Genomic DNA, 18,364 nt, shown 5'->3' with positions numbered 1-18,364 from the left:
CGTGTCGTCCCTGAACCGGGACCACTTTTGCGCGACATGCATTGATGCTCGATACCGAGCCTGACCTTTCGAATTTTTCGCAGATCGACTTTACCAACGGCGCGCTTGCGGCCGTGTCCGGCGGCAGCGACTCGACCGCCCTCCTTCTTCTCCTCAAGGCTCACCTCGACCGCAGCGCCCCGACAGCCCGGCTGCTGGCGGTGACGATCGACCACGGCCTGCGTCCGGAAGCAGCAGTCGAAGCGCGCAGCGTGGCAAAGCTTTGTGCCGAGCGCGGCATCGCGCACCGGACGCTCAACTGGTCCGGCGCCAAGCCGTCGGCCGGCCTGCCCGCGGCGGCGCGCGAGGCGCGCTACCGGTTGCTGGCCGAGGCAGCGCAGGCGCAAGGCATCGGTGTGATCGTGACCGGCCACACCGCCGACGACCAGGCCGAGACCGTCCTGATGCGAGTCGCGCGGAATGACGGGCGAGAGCTTGCAGGCCGAGGTCTCGCCGGCATGGCGCCGGCCACCCTCTATGACTGGCGGATCTGGATCGCGCGGCCGCTGCTCGGCGTACGGCGCGCGGCGTTGCGCGCCTTCCTGCAGCGCGAACATGTCGGCTGGGCGGAGGATCCGACCAACATCGACACGAATTTCGAACGCCCGCGCATCCGGGCCGTGCTCGGCGAAGACCGGAGCGGGCAGCGTTTTGCCGAGGCAATCGGCCTGGCTGGGCGGGCTGCCGGCGATCGCGAGGAACTCGGTCGCCGTGCTGCCGCCCTGATTGGTGAATTTGCCAGCCGGCCGGCGAGGGGTCTCATCCGTCTCGATCTCGGTTTGGCGGAAGCGGATGACACGCAAGCCGCGGTCTATGCGCTGCGTGTTCTGCTGGCGGTGACGGGCGGCACCGCCTTGTTGCCGGATCAGGCGCGCAGCGAAGCGCTGTTCGAGCAAATGCGGGCCGGTCGGCTTTGCGCCACATTGTCGCGGGCGGTCGTCGATATCAGGCGAAACGGCATCTTCCTGCGCCGTGAATCGCGCGACCTGCCGCGTTCCGCGCCGGTAGCTGGCACTCTGCTTTGGGACGGTCGCCGGCGGATCACGCCACACATCGAAGCCGGGGCGATCACATTGGACGACAGTCCGGGTGCATGGTTGATCGCGCCGCTTGGCGCCGCTGCCGCCGCCAAAACGCCGATTGCCGGGGATGGCGCGCCGCCAAGCCTTGTGCGCGCCGCCCTGGCTGCGGAACCGGCGCTGTGGCGCGGCGGCGAATGCCGTGGTTTTGCAGGGGATGTAGCGGCGGCGGCGGCAATCGCGGTCAGCCCCGCCGCTGCCCCCTTTGCCCGTTTCCTGCCTTGCTTCGATCTGGTGTTGGCGCAGGCCGTGGCCGAGTTGATCGGCGCACCGCCTGTTCCGGCTTGCCCTTTGGCCGCCACAGTGCCGGTTGATCATGGCGCGAAAGCTTAACCCAGACGTGCTGTTATGCTTGGCAAGGGGGGGCGCTCTCCCTATGTTAGGCGCAAGTTTCCTCTCATGACGCGTGTCCCAGCGGGCACCAACGGGACAATTGATGAATCCGAATTATCGCAATCTCGCGCTCTGGGCGATCATAGCGGTCCTGCTCATTGCTCTCTTCAATCTGTTCCAGACGCCGCAGACTCGCGGGGCCTCGACCGACGTTCCCTATTCGCAGTTCCTGCAAGAGGTCGCGGCCGGCCGGGTCAAGACGGTGGTCATCGCCGGCGCCCGCATCACGGGCACCTACGCCGACAACGCCAATGGCTTCCAGACCTATTCGCCTGGCGATCCGCAGTTGGTCTCGCGGCTGCAGGACAAGAACGTCACCATCAATGCGCGGCCTGAGGCGGACGGTTCCAACTCGCTGTTCAGCTATCTGATCTCCTATCTGCCGATGATCCTGATCCTTGGCGTGTGGATATTCTTCATGCGCCAGATGCAGTCCGGCTCCGGCCGCGCCATGGGTTTCGGCAAGTCGAAGGCCAAGCTTCTCACTGAGGCGCATGGCCGCGTCACCTTCCAGGATGTCGCCGGCGTCGACGAGGCCAAGGAAGATCTGGAAGAGATCGTCGAGTTCCTGCGCGATCCGCAGAAGTTCCAGCGCCTCGGCGGCAAGATCCCGCGCGGCGTGCTTCTGGTCGGACCTCCCGGCACCGGCAAGACGCTGCTCGCCCGCTCCGTCGCCGGCGAAGCGAATGTGCCGTTCTTCACCATTTCGGGTTCCGACTTCGTCGAGATGTTCGTCGGCGTCGGCGCAAGCCGTGTGCGCGACATGTTCGACCAGGCCAAGAAGAATGCTCCCTGCATCATCTTCATCGACGAAATCGACGCTGTCGGCCGCCATCGCGGCGCCGGCCTCGGCGGTGGCAATGATGAGCGCGAACAGACGCTGAACCAGTTGCTGGTCGAGATGGACGGATTCGAGTCCAACGAGAGCATCATCCTGATCGCCGCCACCAACCGGCCCGACGTGCTCGACCCGGCGCTGCTGCGTCCGGGCCGTTTCGACCGCCAGGTGGTGGTGCCGAACCCCGACATCGTCGGCCGCGAGAAGATCCTCAAGGTGCATGTGCGCAACGTGCCGCTGGCGCCGAATGTCGACCTCAAAGTGATCGCGCGCGGCACGCCGGGCTTCTCGGGCGCCGACCTGATGAACCTTGTCAATGAATCCGCTCTGATGGCGGCGCGCCGCAACAAGCGCCTTGTCACCATGGCCGAGTTCGAGGACGCCAAGGACAAGATCATGATGGGCGCCGAGCGCCGCTCGTCGGCCATGACCCAGGCCGAAAAGGAACTCACGGCCTATCACGAGGCCGGCCACGCCATCCTGGCGCTCAACGTGCCGTCGGCCGATCCGCTGCACAAGGCGACCATCATCCCGCGCGGCCGCGCGCTCGGCATGGTCATGCAACTGCCAGAAGGCGACCGCTATTCGATGAGCTACAAATACATGATCTCACGGCTCGCCATCATGATGGGCGGCCGCGTTGCCGAGGAGTTCAAGTTCGGCAAGGAGAACATCACCTCGGGCGCCTCCTCGGACATCGAGCAGGCGACCAAACTGGCGCGCGCCATGGTCACGCGCTGGGGCTTCTCCGACAAGCTCGGCCATGTCGCCTATGGCGACAACCAGGAAGAGGTTTTCCTCGGCCATTCGGTGGCGCGCACGCAGAACGTCTCGGAAGAGACCGCGCAGATCATCGACGCCGAAGTGCGCCGGCTGATCGACGAGGCCTATGTCACGGCCAAATCCATTCTGACCAAGAAGAAGAAGGAATGGATCGCTCTGGCGCAGGGCCTGCTCGAATACGAGACGCTTTCGGGCGAAGAGATCAAGCAGCTGATCGCCGGGCAGAAGCCCGCGCGAGATTTGGGCGATGACACCCCCACAAGCCGCGGCTCGGCTGTGCCGAAGTCCGGCCGCCGCAAGAAGGGTCCCGAGCCCGAAGGCGGCATGGAGCCTCAGCCATCGAGCTGAGCTGACATCACTTGATGCAAGAAAACGCCGCGGCTCAATCCGCGGCGTTTTGCTATTCAGGGTCTCTCAAAGAGCATGCGGGACGGATGCATTTGCTTTGCCGGGGCGCACACCGTCAGTCCGGCCAGCATGTTGCTTGCCCCATCTGGCCAGCGGGATCAGGGCATTGTCCAGCTCGATGCCGAATTCGGTAATCGAGTATTCGACCCTCGGCGGCACCTCGGGAAAGATTTCGCGATGGACGATGCCGTCGGCCTCCATTTCGCGCAGCTGTTGGATCAGCATCTTTTCGCTGATGTCAGGCACCAGCCGCTTCAGCTCACCGAATCGTGCCGGCGCTTTGTGAATCTGCCAGAGCAGTAGCGCCTTCCATTTGCCGCTGATGACCTCCAGCGCCGGCCCCAATCCGCAACTATCTGGCTGTTTCTTTCCCATGTTTCATCCAATTCTGAGCAATCGGTGGGTAGCTTACATTTTTGTCGGTACTTGAGAAAAACCAAGCCGGTCCATAGCTTCAAACCAGCTCGCCGGCATCGGCGAACACCACAACATCATATCGGTACCTCGCTTCGACCTGCAAAGGCCGTCGGCGGCCGGATTTTGTCAAAAAGGGATGAATCATGACACGATACGCAAACAAGAAGGCCGTTGTCATCGGCGGGACGCACGGCATGGGGCTCGCCGTTGCCGAAACCCTGATCGAAAGCGGCGCCGAGGTCCTGGTCACCGGCCGCGACCAGCGCAACATCGAGGCCGCGCGAGCCAAGCTGCTTTCGCGAGCTCATGTCGTGCGGTCCGATATCTCAGACATGGCCGATATCGTCACGCTCGGTGCCGAAGTGGGGCAGAAGCTTGGCCAGATCGACTTCCTTCACGTCAATGCCGGGGTGGCCAATCTCGAACCCGTGGAGCGGGTCACCGAGGACAGTTACGATCGCACCTTCGACATCAACACCAAAGGCGCTTTCTTCACCGCGCAGCGCCTGCTGCCCCTCATCAGGGATGGTGGCGCCATAGTCTTCACCTCGTCGATCGCCGACGAATCCGGCACTGGCGGCATGAGCGTCTATTCCGGATCGAAGGCGGCACTGCGCGCCTTCGCCAAGGTCCTGGCCGCCGAGCTTCTGCCGCGCCGGATCCGCGTGAATGTGGTCAGCCCTGGTTTTATCGATACGCCGACGATGGGTGTGGCCGACGCCTCGGCCGAGGAGCGGGCCGCCTTCATGGCGATCGGCGACGCGGTCACGCCGATGAAGCGCCACGGCACGATGGAGGAGGTGGCGCGCGCAGTGCTGTTCCTGGCGTTCGACGCGACCTTCACCACGGGCGCGCGGCTGACCGTGGACGGTGGCCTTGGCCAGGACCTGACCCCGACACCGGCGTAACCGCGCAACCAAACCAAGGAGAAGCAGAATGAGCGACATAACAGTAATCGGTCTCGGCGCCATGGGCACTGCGCTTGCCGAAGCCTTTCTGAACCAGGGACATGCGGTGACGGTGTGGAACCGTTCTCCGGCAAAGGCTGAGGCTTTGGCAGCCAAGGGCGCCATTGTGGCCAAGAGTGTCGAGGAAGCCGTCAGATCGAGTCCACTGATCGTGGCGTGCCTGCTTGTCTATGACACCGCTCGTGAGGTGCTCGGCCCAAGCCGAGACGCGCTGTCGGGCCGCACATTGGTCAATCTCACCAACGGCACGCCCGAGCAGGCGCGGGCGATGTCGGGCTGGGCGGTGAGCCAGGGCGCGAGCTATATCGACGGCGGCATCATGGCGGTGCCGCCGATGATCGGCGGGCCGCACGCCCTGATTCTCTACAGCGGTTCGCGCCAGGCGTTCGATGCTTGTTGGGGGCAGCTCGGAGCGCTCGGCACCAGCAAATTCCTCGGTGAGGATGCTGGCCTCGCGCCGCTCTATGATATCTCGCTTCTGAGCGGCATGTACGGCATGTTCGCGGGCGTTCTGCAGGCGTTGGCATTGACGGGCGCAGCAGGAATCCCGGCCGGCGAGTTCATGCCGCTGCTGGCTTCCTGGCTTCAGTCGATGCAAGGCCTGCTGCCGAAATGGGCGGAACAGATCGACAGTGGCGATCACACCAGCAATGTCGTTTCCAATCTGGGCATGCAGGCTGATGCTTACGTCAATCTCATCGATGCCAGCAGGTCGGCTGACGTCAGCACCGAACTCGTCTTGCCGATGCAAAGCCTGATGAAGCGCGGGGTGGCTGCCGGCCAGGCCAATGCCGATCTTACAAGCCTGGTCGCACTGCTCTCGAAACAAGGCGCTTGACGGGGCAAGACCCAAGAGAAGGCCCGCCAACCTTGCGGTTGGGGGCCGTCGATCTTCAAACGCTGCTGGTCGATCAGCTCTTCAGCTTGGCGTTGCAGAGGCTGTAATAGCCGCCGCCCTTCTGGATCCAGCGAAGGCCGTTCAACGTACCCGCGTCCTTGTTGCCGTGGTAGCCCTGCAGGCAGGTCTTCATCCGCGCCTTCGAGGGCTTCTCGGTCTTGAATTCGGCGGCGAGGGTGGTCGGGAATGTCACGCCCGTCGGCGCTACAGCGGGGGCGACCGCCGCGCTGGTTTCCTTCTGCGGCTGCGGCTCGGTTTTGACCGCATCCGCATTGGCACTCTCCGCAGCTGACGTCGCACACTTCTCTGTGCGGAAAGCGGTCCAATCCATGCCGTTCAGAGTGCCGCCCTCCTTGGCTGTGCGATAGGCCTCGCCGCATTCCTTCATCGTCAGTGCGCTTGCAGGGGCGACGCTCCAAGCAATCCATGCCGTCACAGCCAATGCCGCCAATTTCAATCTGGACATAAGACCCTCCTGGTTGACAAAAGTTTGATGTCCTTTTGTATACCATTTGTTCTTTATATGTTCAACTGGAATCTTTGCGAACCAACCATAAGTCTGCGGTGGGCAGTGTGGGCGAATAGATGATGCCAACACCTTCCGCGGTATGTAAACGCGGGCAACGCCAGGTGTCTTCGAGCGCAATAAAAAGGCCCGCGCATGCTGCGATGCGCGGGCCATTGTCTGGAGAATATGGCTACGCGATCAGCTCTTCAGCTTGGCATTGCAGAGGCTGTAGAAGCCGCCGCCCTTCTGGATCCAGCGCAGGCCATTGAGCGTGTTGGCGTCCTTGTTGGCATAATACACCTCGAGGCAGGTATGCATGCGGCCCTTGGCCGGCGTCTCGCCGGCGTATTTCTTTGAGATCGCGGCCGGGAACTTGACACCTTTGGGAGCGCTGACCGAGGGCTTCTCGGGCTCGCTGGTATAGGTCGCCTCGCTCGGAGCGGGCACGGTGTCGTCGTCATCTGCGCCGGCGCCGCATTCGGCCTTGCGGAAGTCGTTCCACTTCTTGCCGCCCAGCGTATTGGCAGACTTGGCAGCCTGGTACTTGGCGCTGCAATCGGCCATGCTCAGGCCCTTGCCGCTGCTGTCGGCAGTTGCCTTGGTGGTTGCCTTGGCGGGCGCTGCCGCGGCCGAGGCCCCGGCGGCGCATTCGGTCTTGCGGAAGTCGTTCCACTTCACGCCGTTCAGTGTGCCGGCGGCCTTTGCCGCCTGGTATTTGGTGCTGCATTCCTTGGCCGTCAGGCCCTTGGCGCCATCGTCGGTTGTGGCTGCGGCCTTGGTCGTGGCCTTGGCCGGTTCTGCCGCGGCGGATGCGCCGGCGGCGCATTCGGTCTTGCGGAAGTCGTTCCACTTTGCGCCATTGAGCGTACCGGCGGCCTTGGCAGCCTGGTACTTAGCGCTGCATTCCTTGGCCGTCAGACCCTTGGCGCCATCATCAGCGGCGGCCTTGGTCGTGTCCGTCTTGGCCGCAGCTGCCTTCTTGGCCGCCGGCTTTGCGGTCTCGGTGGTGGCCGCCGCGTCGGTGCCGCACTCGGCCTTCCGATACTGATTCCAGGTCTGCCCGTTCAGCGTGCCGGCGTCCTTGGCGGCATTATACTTGGTACTACACTGGGCCATGGTCAGCGCGCTGGCGGGCGCCGCCATGAACAAGGTTGCGACGGCAAGACCCGTCAAAGTTGCAAGTCGGTGGATGAGCATGGCGTTCTCCCGTTGCTGCGCCCATAGGTTGTATCTGTGTCAATCAATAGCTCTCAACGCTAGGCTGCGCCAGATGCTAAACGGCGTTCTCCCGATAAGGTGATGGACCCTTGCGATCTGCCCCTCCAACAGTCCGGCTTACCGGCCCAATCTGCGCAGTGTGGCCCAGTGTGAATGTTATATTGCGGCAAGACCGTGTCATGATACGCTGCCAACGCTCCGAACAGCCTGCTACAATGATTTTCTAAGAATTGGTAATATACAATCACACAATGTGATAGTCGGGCTCGGACCAATTGTGGCATTACGAGCCGGCTGAAAACCGACGGGGATTCTGGTAAGCATGGCAGGACGTTATTTTGGCACCGACGGCATTCGCGGGCGCGCCAACAAGTTTCCGATGACGGCTGAGATCGCGATGCGGGTCGGCATGGCCGCCGGCCTGTCGTTCCAGCGCGGCAGCCATCGCCACCGCGTCGTGCTCGGCAAGGACACCAGGCTGTCCGGCTACATGATCGAAAACGCCATGGTGTCCGGCCTGTGCGCGGCCGGCATGGATGTGTTCCTGCTCGGCCCGATCCCGACACCGGCAGTCGCCATGCTGGTGCGCTCGCTGCGCGCCGATATCGGCGTCATGATCTCGGCCTCGCACAACCCTTATTACGACAACGGCATCAAGCTGTTCGGTCCCGACGGGTACAAGCTCTCCGACGAGATCGAGGAGCGCATCGAGAGCATGCTCGACAAGGATATCGAACTGGCGCTCGCCGATTCCGACGGGCTCGGCCGCGCCAAGCGCGTCGACGGCGTGCATGACCGCTACATCGAATTCGCCAAGCGCACGCTGCCGCGCTCGATGTCGCTGTCGGGTCTCAGGATCGTCGTCGATTGCGCCAATGGCGCAGCCTACAAGGTGGCGCCTGCCGCACTTTGGGAACTGGGCGCCGAGGTCATTGCCATCAATGTCGATCCGAACGGTTTCAACATCAACAAGGAATGCGGCTCGACCCATCCGGCCGGCCTGCAGAAGAAGGTGCATGAAGTGCGCGCCGATATCGGCATCGCACTCGACGGCGATGCCGACCGTGTCGTCATCGTCGACGAGAACGGCGCCATCGTCGACGGTGACCAGATCATGGCGCTGATCGCCGAGTCCTGGCACCAGAGCGGGCGATTGGCCGGCGGCGGCGTCGTCTCGACGGTGATGTCCAATCTCGGCCTCGAACGCTTCCTTGGCGACATGAAGCTGCAGCTGCATCGCACCAAGGTCGGCGACCGCTATGTCGTTGAGCATATGCGCGCGCATGGGTTGAATGTCGGCGGCGAGCAGTCGGGCCACATCGTGCTGTCCGATTTCTCGACCACTGGCGACGGGCTGGTCTCGGCGCTGCAGGTGCTGGCCTGCATCAAGCGGCAGAACCGGCCGGTCAGCGAACTGTCGAAGAAATTCGAGCCGGTGCCGCAGCTGCTGAAGAATGTCCGCATCGCCGGCGGCAAGCCGCTTGAGGAAGCCACGGTCAAGGCGGCGATCGAAGACGCGCGCAACCGTCTCGGCAAGGCCGGCCGCCTGGTCATCCGGCCCTCCGGCACCGAGCCGCTGATCCGCGTCATGGCCGAGGGCGACGACCCGCAGCTGGTCGAGGCCGTGGTCAACGACATCGTCGACATCATCTCGGAAACGCGCAGCGCCGCCTGATTGCGCTGCCTCCGACGGCAGGGGCGAACTGCCGGCTCAAGACTTCAAGCCCGCCTGCAGGCGGGCTTTTTGTTTCGGCCAGGGTTGGTCCCAGCGTCATGCCGGCGGAGGCCGTTTGCTAAAATGTCGAGAATTCGTGGTTAATCGACAGGGTTAAACGCCTTTTAACTTTTCCAATTCATTATCCACAACTGAGGTCAATCACATTCGGGCAAGTTGGACTTTCCCGACGGTTCTCAGGGGTGACAAACATGTTCAATACAGCAAAAAAGGCCCTCCTTGCCGCGCTGTTCGCAGGTGTGGCCGGGCCAGTATTCGCCGCCGATCTGGCGGAGCCGCCGGTGGTCGAAGAGGCGCCGGCGCCGATCGCCTACGAGCAGCCGGCCGATTTCGGCGGCTGGTACATCCGCGGCGACATCGACTATCATAAATCGGATTTGCGCGGCATCGACTATATCACCTACGGGCCGCCTCCCGGCAGCAATGTTTTCGATTCCGGCGAGCTTAAGGGCGGCTTCTCACTCGGCGCCGGCATTGGCTACAAGATCAACGATCATTTCCGTACCGACCTGACAGCCGACTATTGGTTCGCTTCGGACTTCAACGGATCAACCAACGATGGCGTTACGACATCGGTCGAAGTGTCGAAAATGAGCGCATTGCTGCTCTTGGCCAACGCCTATTACGATATCGGCACCTGGCACGGCATCACGCCTTATGTTGGCGCTGGCATCGGCGGCGCGCACGTCAAATGGGATACCGTCCACGACCCGAACACAACCGAGACCAACCCCGGGTCGAAGAATTGGCGCTTTGCCTACGCGCTCATGGCCGGCGCGTCCTATTGCCTTACGAACAGGGTGATCCTGGATGCCGGCTATCGCTACTCTCACATTGAGGGGGGCCGCATGTTCGACTTCGACGTGAGCAGTTCCGGGCCCGGCTTCGACCATGGCATCAACACACATGAGGTACGAGGCGGTCTGCGCTATCAGTTCGGCGGCAATAATGGTTGCACATCGCCGGAGCCCTACGTTCCAGAGCCGGAGCCGATCTACACCAAGTAGTCGCTTCGAAATCCAGGAATTCGCGAACCGCCCGGTCTTGCCGGGCGGTTTTCGTTTGCGGATGCTTGCGCGTTTTCAACCGACCGCGTGTGCCGAAGAAATCCAATCGAAATCAATTCGGTAACGCTCCGTTATCCTTAACCCTGACTTAACCACTATGGTTAACAATGCTTGGTGAAACGGCGCTTGCGATCAAAATGACGGGCGCCAATTTCAGGAGCCGGGGACCCATGAATTTCAAATCGCTGACAGCGCCGGCGCTCGCCGCACTCGTCCTTGTGCCGCTGACGCCGGCGCAGGCCGCGGACTACGATCCGCCGATCTATGTCGATCAGGCGCCGGACTATCAACCGGTCGAGGTCGGCTCGGGCTGGTATCTGCGCGGCGACGTCTCTTATCTGGCGCAGAAGAGCTACGAGGATCAGGATTTCACCTTCGCCCCCGCGAGCTTCAGCGAGAAGCAGGATCCGGCCTTTGCCAGCATCGGCTTCGGCTACCACTTCAACGACTATCTGCGCGGCGACGTCAATCTTGGCTATCTGCCCGGCAACAACATCGGCATCGGCTTTGACGATTCGGCGACGCCGCCGCCGGGTGGTGCGACCATCGCGTCGGCATCGCTGCAAAATTATTCCCTGTCGGGCATGGTCAATGGCTATGTCGATCTCGGCACTTATGTCGGGATCACGCCCTACCTCGGCGCCGGCATTGGGCTGGTCCGGAGCAAATACAAGCTGTCGGCGAGTTACTTCACCGACAATGTCGACCCTACGGATGATTTCGTCCGGAACGACAACAAGACCCAGTATTCCCTCGCCTACACGCTGGATGCGGGCCTGGCCTATCAGGTGACCAAGAATGTTTCTGTAGATCTCGGCTACCAGTACTTCTCCGCGCCGGATGCCGAATATGTCACGGCCGAGAGCCTGACCTCCTATCCGATCCGCAAGGGCATCAGCAATCATCAGGTCAAGCTCGGCCTGCGCTACGACCTCTGGTAGGAAGCTTGCTGTTCGGAAGCCCAACGGCGGATCTCTTCGATCCGCTGTTTGCGTTTTAGCCCACGACATGCTGATCCCGTATCGCCGGTATCCCGCCAGCGACAAAAACTTTCCTCTTGACGCCTGAGGGCTGAACGCATATCGCCGTCCGTGGGCCACCCCTCCCCAACGAGGGGCCACTATCTGGAAGGATAGACCACGATGACGACGCATACGAAGCCCGGACTCCGTCCGGCAAACCCCAATTTCTCCTCAGGTCCCTGCGCAAAACGCCCCGGCTGGTCGGTCGAGGCACTGAAGAATGCTGCGCTCGGCCGTTCTCACCGCGCCAAGATCGGCAAGACCAAGCTCGAACAGGCGATCGAGCTGACGCGCGAAATTCTCCAGGTTCCGGCCGATTGCCGCATCGGCATCGTGCCGGCGTCGGACACGGGTGCTGTCGAGATGGCGCTGTGGTCGCTGCTCGGCGAACGCGGTGTCGACATGGTGGCATGGGAAAGCTTTGGCTCCGGCTGGGTGACCGATGTGGTCAAGCAGCTGAAGCTCGCCGATATCAGAAGGATCGAGGCAGGCTATGGCGAGCTGCCGGATCTCACCAAGATCGATTTCAACCGCGATGTGGTCTTCACCTGGAACGGCACGACCTCAGGCGTGCGCGTGCCGAATGGCGATTTCATTCCAGCCGACCGCAAAGGCCTGACCATCTGCGACGCGACCTCGGCCGCATTCGCGCAGAGGCTCGATTTCCAGAAGCTCGATGTCGTCACCTTCTCCTGGCAGAAAGTGCTGGGCGGCGAGGGCGCACACGGCATGCTGATCCTGTCGCCTCGCGCCGTCGAGCGACTGGAAACCTACAAGCCGGCGTGGCCGCTGCCGAAAATCTTCCGCCTGACCTCGGGCGGCAAGCTGATCGAAGGCGTCTTCAAGGGCGAGACCATCAACACGCCGTCGATGCTGTGCGTCGAGGACTATCTCGATGCGCTTCATTGGGCGAAGTCGATCGGCGGTCTCGATGCGTTGATTGCCAGAGCCGATGCCAATGCCGCCGTGCTCGATGGGTTTGTCGACAAGTCGTCCTGGCTCGGCCATCTCGCAGTCGATGCGGCGACACGGTCCAACACGTCCGTATGTCTGTCCTTCACCGACGCCGATGTCGCGGCGCTCGACGCCGACGGGCAGGCGGCCTTCGCCAAGGCGATCGTCTCTGTGCTCGACAAGGAAGGCGTCGCCTACGACATCGGCTCCTATCGTGACGCACCTTCCGGTCTGCGCATCTGGTGCGGCGCCACCGTCGAGACCTCCGATCTCGAGGCGCTGCTGCCCTGGCTCGACTGGGCCTTCGCCACGCAGAAGGCTTCGGTGAAGGCAGCAGCCTGAGAATTCGTGGCGGCCTGCGGGCCGCCATTTCCCGACAATCCAGTTCAAGGAGGCCGCCATGGCGCCCCGCGTTCTCGTCTCTGACAAACTCTCCACCACCGCCGTCCAGATATTCAAGGACCGCGGCATCGAGGTCGACTATTTGCCCGATCTCGGCAAGGACAAGGAAAAGCTGCTCGAAGTCATCGACCAGTATGATGGTCTTGCCATCCGCTCGGCGACCAAGGTCACGGAAAAACTGATCAACGCAGCGACAAGACTCAAGGTCGTCGGCCGCGCCGGCATCGGTGTCGACAATGTCGACATCCCCGCGGCGAGCCGCAAGGGCATCATCGTGATGAACACGCCCTTCGGCAATTCGATCACCACGGCCGAACATGCGGTGGCGATGATCTTTGCACTCGCACGGCAGATCCCGGAGGCCAATGCCTCGACCCATGCCGGCAAATGGGAAAAGAACCGCTTCATGGGCGTCGAGATCACCGGCAAGACGCTGGGTGTCATCGGCTGCGGCAATATCGGCTCGATCGTCGCCACGCGCGGCGTCGGCCTGAAGATGCATGTCGTTGCCTTCGACCCGTTCCTGTCGGACAAGCGCGCCGAGGAACTCGGCGTCGACAAGGTCGAGCTGGACGAGCTTTTCGCCCGCGCCGATTTCATCACGCTGCACACGCCGCTGACCGACAAGACGCGCAACATCATCGACGCGGCGGCGATCGCCAAAATGAAGAACGGCGTGCGCATCATCAATTGCGCGCGTGGCGGGCTCATCGTCGAAGCCGACCTGGTCGCGGCGCTGAAGAGCGGCAAGGTGGCGGGCGCCGGCGTCGATGTGTTCGAGGTCGAACCGGCGGAGAACAACGCGCTGTTCGGCATGGAGAATGTGGTGGCAACGCCGCATCTCGGCGCCTCGACAGCGGAAGCGCAGGAAAATGTCGCGCTCCAGGTGGCCGAGCAGATGGCCGACTATCTGATCAAGGGCGCGGTTTCGAATGCCATCAACATGCCCTCGATCACGGCCGAGGAAGCACCGCGGCTGAAGCCGTTCGTCAAGCTCGCCGAAGTGCTCGGCGCCTTTGTCGGCCAAGTCACCGAGGACCCGATCAACGAGGTCGAGATCCTGTTCGACGGCTCGACCGCGACGATGAACACGCGTGCCCTGATCAGTGCCGCGCTTGCCGGACTGATCCGGCCGCAGGTCGCCGACGTCAATATGGTGTCGGCGCCGATCATGGTGAAGGAGCGCGGCATCATCGTCGCCGAGGTCAAGCGCGACAAGTCGGGCGTGTTCGACGGCTACATCAAGCTGACGGTGAAGACCGAGCACATGACGCGCTCGATCGCCGGCACCTGCTTCTCCGACGGCAAGCCGCGCTTCATCCAGATCAAGGGCATCAATCTCGACGCCGAGGTCGGCCAGCACATGCTCTACACAACCAATGCCGATGCGCCCGGCATTATCGGCCTGCTCGGCACGGTGTGCGGCGAGAACGGCGTCAACATCGCCAACTTCCAGCTCGGCCGCAACCGGCCGGGCGGCGACGCGATTGCGCTGCTCTATCTCGACGCGCCGTTCCCGGAAAAAGTGCTGGAACAGGTCAAGGCGCACAAGTCGATAGGCTCGGCCAAGCGGCTGCAGTTCGACGTCAACGCGATGTAGTTGACGGCGTGGCGGACGCGGCGGTCCTCCCCCATCATTGGGGCGGCCGCCGCACAGGCCGGTTCAGGTCAATTCGTCTGAGCCGTCGGAGACGCCCACGCGATGCCGATAGACCAATTCCCAGCCCTTCCAGCCTGTAAACAGCAGGACCAGAACCACGATCAGCGACAAGATAAAGCCGGTCGGAATCACGGCCGCCGCTCCAGCGACATAACGCGAGTACCAGTTGTAAAGCTCGATCAGCACGACGAGAACGTTGCCGCCGGCATGGAGCCATGCTGTCGTGAGATTGCGGATCTGAACATCGCCGAGGACATCCGTCAGGCCGGTAAGAGCGGCCAAGGCGCCCATGATCAGGCCGGCGCCGAGAAGCCAAAGCGATCCGGTGACCCACCCGGGATCGGCTGTCTGCCAGAAAATCAGATCGCAAACGAAGGTGCCGACAAAGAAGGCGATCGGAAACGGAATCAGCATTGGATGAATGGGGTGACCGGCGATGCTTGCCGTGCTGCGAGGGTTATGGCTCATCTTGTTGCCTCCCACGCAAGCAAACTCCGCCAGAGGTAAAATGTTCCAGGTCGGCGCGCGGCAGCAGTTATCGCGACGGCGGCGCAGCGCGGCAGCAGCCAAATGTTATCCGCGGCGGTTCGGTGCCGCCATCTTGCGCCCGCTGTATTCGGCGAGCGAAATGCCGCCCAGCACCAGGACGAGCGCCAGCGCCTGGTAGAGCTGGAATGTCTCGCCGACGATCAGCACTGACAGCAGCGTGCCGAAGATCGGCACCAGATTGATGAACAGCCCGGCACGGTTGGCGCCGATCAGTTCGTTGCCCCTGATGTAAGTGATCTGCGAAATGACCGAAGCGCCGATCGCGGTATAGACGATGACCACCCAGCCGCTGATATCGGGGACGATAACCTTGCCGGCGGCGACCTCCCACAGGAAGAACGGCAGCGAGGTGATGAGGGCAGCGATCGCCAGGGACAACATCAGGCTCTGCCAGCGCATCACCGGCTTCAGCCGCAGCCCGACCGAATAACCGCTGTAGAGGACGACCGCGACCAGCATGATGGCGTCGCCGAAATTGAGTTCCAATGTGAGCAGCCGGCGCGGATCGCCGTGGCAGGCAGTCAAGATGACACCGAAGATGGTCAGCACCACGCCCGCAATCTGCGCCCAGCTCACGCGTAGGCGGAAGAAGAAGAAATTGGCAATGATGATCAAGACCGGCATCGCCGCCTGTTCGATCGAGACATTGATCGCCGTCGTGTAGTTGAGCGCGGTGTAGAAAATGGTGTTGAACAGAGTGAAGCCGCTGGCGCCAAGTGCAGCCAGGACGAACCAGTGTTTGCGCACCACCGGCCAGTCCTCCCTGATCGTGCGCCAGCCGATCGGCAGCAGGATCGCGACGGCCAGCACCCAGCGCAGGAAGACCAGCGTCATCGGCGAGACGTGACCGACCGCCAGCTTGCCGGCGACGGAATTGCCGCCCCACAGCAAGGTGGTCAGCAGCAGGAACAGGTAGGCGCGTCGATGCATGCGGGATTCCGGCCGCCTGGGAAGTTGTGTTTGCCGGCCTATTGCCCCCGCCGACGCAAGTAAATGATGTCAAAGCCGAAAATTGTTGTGCCTCAGGGCATTTTCGACGGCAAAGAAAGGTCGCGCTTGCGAGGTCTTGACGCTATAGAGGCCTGTCGTTTCGAACCATATCCAGGCCGCCAGGGCGGCATCTCAAGGGAAAAGAAACATGGCCAATGTGGTGGTCGTCGGCTCGCAATGGGGCGACGAAGGCAAGGGCAAGATCGTCGACTGGTTGTCGGAGCGCGCCGACGTGGTCGTGCGCTTCCAGGGCGGCCACAATGCCGGCCATACGCTGGTCGTCGACGGCAAGGTCTACAAACTGTCGCTGCTGCCGTCGGGCGTGGTGCGGCAAGGCAAGCTGTCGATCATCGGCAATGGCGTCGTCTTCGACCCGCACGCCTTTGTCGCGGAAGTGGCAAAACTCAAGGCGCAAGGCGTCGAGGTCACGCCGGACCGCCTGAAAATAGCCGAAAACACCGCGCTTATCCTGTCGCTGCACCGGGAGCTGGACGGATTCCGCGAGGACGCCGCCTCCAATTCCGGGACGAAAATTGGCACGACGCGTCGTGGCATCGGCCCCGCCTATGAGGACAAGGTGGGCCGGCGCGCGGTTCGGGTGATGGATCTGGCGGATTTGGAAACGCTGCCCCTCAAGGTCGACAGGCTGCTGACGCATCACAATGCGCTGCGTCGCGGGCTTGGCCATGGCGAAGTCACGCATGAGGCGATCATGACCGAGCTGACCTCGGTCGCCGATGAGATCCTGCCCTATATGGACCGCGTCTGGAAAATCCTCGACCACAAGCGCCGCGCCGGCGAACGCATCCTGTTCGAGGGCGCGCAAGGCACGCTGCTCGACATCGACCACGGCACATATCCGTTCGTCACCTCGTCCAACACCGTTGCCGGCCAGGCAGCCGCCGGCTCGGGGGTGGGCCCCGGCGCCATCGGCTATGTCCTGGGCATCACCAAGGCCTATACGACGCGTGTCGGCGAAGGCCCGTTCCCGACCGAGCAGAAGAACGAGATCGGCGAATTTCTCGGTACGCGTGGCCACGAATTCGGCGTCGTCACCGGGCGCAAACGCCGTTGCGGCTGGTTCGACGCCGTGCTGGTGCGCCAGGCCGTCGCCGTCAACGGCATCAAGGGCATCGCGTTGACCAAGCTCGACGTGCTCGACGGGCTGGATGAGATCAAGGTCTGCACCGGCTACCGTCTCGACGGCGAAACGATCGACTATCTGCCGGCCAGCCAGGGCGCGCAGGCGCGTGTCGAGCCGGTTTACGAGACGCTCGAAGGCTGGAAAGGCACCACCGCCGGCGCGCGCAGCTGGAACGACCTTCCGGCGCAGGCCGTCAAATACGTCCGTTACATCGAGGAGCTAATCGGCGCACCCGTCGCGCTCCTTTCCACCAGCCCGGAACGGGACGACACGATACTTGTGACCGATCCGTTTCAAGACTAGTTTTCTGAAGCCTTTCCGGGCATCGCGGCCGATTTGCGGGGGCCGGCGCGGAAACAAATACAGGTCGACTGAAGCATGGCAGATTTCGTTGCTATTCTGAAAAAGGCGCTCGACAAGCACGGCGACGAAACGCCCGAAAAGCGTACGCGGATCTATGAAAGCGTTCGTACCATGCTGGCTAAGAAGCTTGCGGAGTATTCGCCGCCGCTGGCCGCCGAAGCCATAAGCACGCAGAAGCGATCCCTGGAAGATGCCATCTCGAGCGTCGAGCGCGACTATGCCAGGGCACTGCCGGCATCCGATCCGCTGGCGGAGCTGGAGCACATCTTCTCCTCCATAGACCGCAACAAGAACCAGTCCAGTCATGTAAAGCCTTCCGCCACGCCTGCGCCGGCCTGGCAGCCGGCGAAACCCGTGCAGCCGGCGCCGACCACCAGGACAGAGCCGAGCTGGCAGAGGCCCGCTCCGACACCGCCTCCGCCTGTGGCGCGTGCAGAAACCATCGACAAGCAAGCCGCGGAGCTGGACGCCGACGACGATAGCGCCGATGTCTTTGCCAATGACGAGCAGCCGGCGGCGGACACGTTCCAACGCCTGCGCCCAGCCGAGCGCAGGCGCAGCTATGGCGGGTTGATCGCGGCTGTCGTCGCGCTTCTGGTGGTCGCCGGCGGCGGCTATGGCATCTGGCTGAACAAGGATGCCTTTGGCTCGATGCTGGGCCTCGGCGGCGACACCAAGACGGTCTCGACCGAACCGCTGGTAAAGCCGGCGCCGGCCAAGCCCGCGGCCGATGCACCGGCACCGGCCGCTGCCGGCGAGGGAACGAAGTTCACCCAGCGCCTATCGCCCGAAGGCGGTGAAACCGACCCCGGTCCCGCGGCCGGTCAAAGCGGCATCGGCGAGGGCGAGTCCGTCGCCGCGCTGACCACACCGCCACCCCCGGCTCCAGCGCCACCTGCGGCTCCAGCGCCTGCGACCCCGCCGGCCGG

At 62.9% G+C, this 18,364-nt stretch carries 14 protein-coding genes and 2 pseudogenes; 11 read left to right on the top strand and 5 right to left on the bottom strand.

Annotated elements, in window-relative coordinates; translation table 11 throughout:
- Window positions 1-44: 44 nt before the first annotated feature.
- Complete coding sequence (gene tilS / locus X756_RS161450) at window positions 45-1,451, top strand: tRNA lysidine(34) synthetase TilS (protein WP_023728617.1); 1,407 nt, start codon at window positions 45-47, stop codon at window positions 1,449-1,451.
- Between the two features lie 103 nt (window positions 1,452-1,554).
- Window positions 1,555-3,480: an ATP-dependent zinc metalloprotease FtsH gene (ftsH, locus tag X756_RS161455; RefSeq protein WP_023728616.1), complete on the top strand. Its 1,926-nt coding sequence runs from the start codon at window positions 1,555-1,557 to the stop codon at window positions 3,478-3,480.
- A 66-nt stretch (window positions 3,481-3,546) separates the two neighbouring features.
- Here ftsH and X756_RS161460 read toward each other — a convergent pair whose 3' ends face one another.
- Window positions 3,547-3,915, bottom strand: coding sequence for a helix-turn-helix domain-containing protein (locus X756_RS161460; RefSeq protein WP_023704885.1), 369 nt, complete (start codon window positions 3,913-3,915; stop codon window positions 3,547-3,549).
- A 185-nt stretch (window positions 3,916-4,100) separates the two neighbouring features.
- Between X756_RS161460 and X756_RS161465 the strand changes: the two genes are divergently transcribed.
- Together X756_RS161465 and X756_RS161470 are read left to right on the top strand one after the other, a co-directional pair.
- Window positions 4,101-4,865: an SDR family oxidoreductase gene (locus tag X756_RS161465; RefSeq protein ID WP_023728615.1), complete on the top strand. Its 765-nt coding sequence runs from the start codon at window positions 4,101-4,103 to the stop codon at window positions 4,863-4,865.
- Window positions 4,866-4,884: 19 nt separating this feature from the next.
- Window positions 4,885-5,763, top strand: a pseudogene (locus X756_RS161470) (NAD(P)-binding domain-containing protein); the annotation flags it as partial.
- Window positions 5,764-5,836: 73 nt separating this feature from the next.
- Here X756_RS161470 and X756_RS161475 read toward each other — a convergent pair.
- On the bottom strand, window positions 5,837-6,289 hold the full coding sequence (locus tag X756_RS161475) for a hypothetical protein (RefSeq protein WP_023728613.1): 453 nt from the start codon (window positions 6,287-6,289) through the stop codon (window positions 5,837-5,839).
- A gap of 240 nt (window positions 6,290-6,529) precedes the next feature.
- Window positions 6,530-7,528: a hypothetical protein gene (locus X756_RS161480; protein WP_023728612.1), complete on the bottom strand. Its 999-nt coding sequence runs from the start codon at window positions 7,526-7,528 to the stop codon at window positions 6,530-6,532.
- Window positions 7,529-7,871: 343 nt separating this feature from the next.
- Between X756_RS161480 and glmM the strand changes: the two genes are divergently transcribed.
- The 5 genes from glmM (at window position 7,872) to serA (ending at window position 14,329) form a co-directional block, all read left to right on the top strand.
- A complete protein-coding gene (glmM, locus tag X756_RS161485) occupies window positions 7,872-9,224 on the top strand; it encodes a phosphoglucosamine mutase (RefSeq protein ID WP_023728611.1) in 1,353 nt (450 codons plus the stop codon).
- Between the two features lie 251 nt (window positions 9,225-9,475).
- On the top strand, window positions 9,476-10,291 hold the full coding sequence (locus tag X756_RS161490; protein ID WP_023728610.1) for an outer membrane protein: 816 nt from the start codon (window positions 9,476-9,478) through the stop codon (window positions 10,289-10,291).
- Between the two features lie 230 nt (window positions 10,292-10,521).
- Window positions 10,522-11,292 (top strand): outer membrane protein, encoded by a 771-nt coding sequence (locus X756_RS161495; protein WP_023728609.1) that lies wholly within the window; start codon window positions 10,522-10,524, stop codon window positions 11,290-11,292.
- 201 nt (window positions 11,293-11,493) lie between these two features.
- The gene (locus X756_RS161500; protein ID WP_023728608.1) at window positions 11,494-12,669 is read left to right on the top strand and encodes a phosphoserine transaminase; all 1,176 of its coding nucleotides are present in this window, start codon (window positions 11,494-11,496) and stop codon (window positions 12,667-12,669) included.
- A gap of 58 nt (window positions 12,670-12,727) precedes the next feature.
- Window positions 12,728-14,329 (top strand): phosphoglycerate dehydrogenase, encoded by a 1,602-nt coding sequence (gene serA, locus X756_RS161505; protein ID WP_023728607.1) that lies wholly within the window; start codon window positions 12,728-12,730, stop codon window positions 14,327-14,329.
- 63 nt (window positions 14,330-14,392) lie between these two features.
- Here the strand turns inward: serA and X756_RS161510 are convergent, their stop codons facing one another.
- On the bottom strand, window positions 14,393-14,857 hold the full coding sequence (locus tag X756_RS161510) for a DUF2231 domain-containing protein (protein ID WP_023711969.1): 465 nt from the start codon (window positions 14,855-14,857) through the stop codon (window positions 14,393-14,395).
- A 105-nt stretch (window positions 14,858-14,962) separates the two neighbouring features.
- On the bottom strand, window positions 14,963-15,868 hold the full coding sequence (locus X756_RS161515) for a DMT family transporter (protein WP_023699181.1): 906 nt from the start codon (window positions 15,866-15,868) through the stop codon (window positions 14,963-14,965).
- Between the two features lie 208 nt (window positions 15,869-16,076).
- Between X756_RS161515 and X756_RS161520 the strand changes: the two genes are divergently transcribed.
- Complete coding sequence (locus X756_RS161520) at window positions 16,077-17,375, top strand: adenylosuccinate synthase (RefSeq protein ID WP_023728606.1); 1,299 nt, start codon at window positions 16,077-16,079, stop codon at window positions 17,373-17,375.
- A gap of 75 nt (window positions 17,376-17,450) precedes the next feature.
- Window positions 17,451-18,364: pseudogene (locus X756_RS161525) on the top strand (hypothetical protein); the annotation flags it as partial.

Source organism: Mesorhizobium sp. LNJC405B00 (assembly GCF_000502615.1).
GTDB lineage: Bacteria > Pseudomonadota > Alphaproteobacteria > Rhizobiales > Rhizobiaceae > Mesorhizobium.
This window is presented reverse-complemented; position numbering and strand designations above follow the sequence as displayed.

Excerpts from the sequence above, each read along its gene's own strand:
- X756_RS161495 (WP_023728609.1), top strand. The coding sequence starts at position 10,522 with ATGAATTTCAAATCGCTGACAGCGCCGGCGCTCGCCGCACTCGTCCTT.
- X756_RS161465 (WP_023728615.1), top strand. The coding sequence starts at position 4,101 with ATGACACGATACGCAAACAAGAAGGCCGTTGTCATCGGCGGGACGCAC.
- ftsH (WP_023728616.1), top strand. The coding sequence starts at position 1,555 with ATGAATCCGAATTATCGCAATCTCGCGCTCTGGGCGATCATAGCGGTC.
- X756_RS161490 (WP_023728610.1), top strand. The coding sequence starts at position 9,476 with ATGTTCAATACAGCAAAAAAGGCCCTCCTTGCCGCGCTGTTCGCAGGT.
- X756_RS161515 (WP_023699181.1), bottom strand. The coding sequence starts at position 15,868 with ATGCATCGACGCGCCTACCTGTTCCTGCTGCTGACCACCTTGCTGTGG.
- tilS (WP_023728617.1), top strand. The coding sequence starts at position 45 with ATGCTCGATACCGAGCCTGACCTTTCGAATTTTTCGCAGATCGACTTT.
- X756_RS161460 (WP_023704885.1), bottom strand. The coding sequence starts at position 3,915 with ATGGGAAAGAAACAGCCAGATAGTTGCGGATTGGGGCCGGCGCTGGAG.
- X756_RS161480 (WP_023728612.1), bottom strand. The coding sequence starts at position 7,528 with ATGCTCATCCACCGACTTGCAACTTTGACGGGTCTTGCCGTCGCAACC.
- X756_RS161475 (WP_023728613.1), bottom strand. The coding sequence starts at position 6,289 with ATGTCCAGATTGAAATTGGCGGCATTGGCTGTGACGGCATGGATTGCT.
- serA (WP_023728607.1), top strand. The coding sequence starts at position 12,728 with ATGGCGCCCCGCGTTCTCGTCTCTGACAAACTCTCCACCACCGCCGTC.
- glmM (WP_023728611.1), top strand. The coding sequence starts at position 7,872 with ATGGCAGGACGTTATTTTGGCACCGACGGCATTCGCGGGCGCGCCAAC.
- X756_RS161520 (WP_023728606.1), top strand. The coding sequence starts at position 16,077 with ATGGCCAATGTGGTGGTCGTCGGCTCGCAATGGGGCGACGAAGGCAAG.
- X756_RS161510 (WP_023711969.1), bottom strand. The coding sequence starts at position 14,857 with ATGAGCCATAACCCTCGCAGCACGGCAAGCATCGCCGGTCACCCCATT.
- X756_RS161500 (WP_023728608.1), top strand. The coding sequence starts at position 11,494 with ATGACGACGCATACGAAGCCCGGACTCCGTCCGGCAAACCCCAATTTC.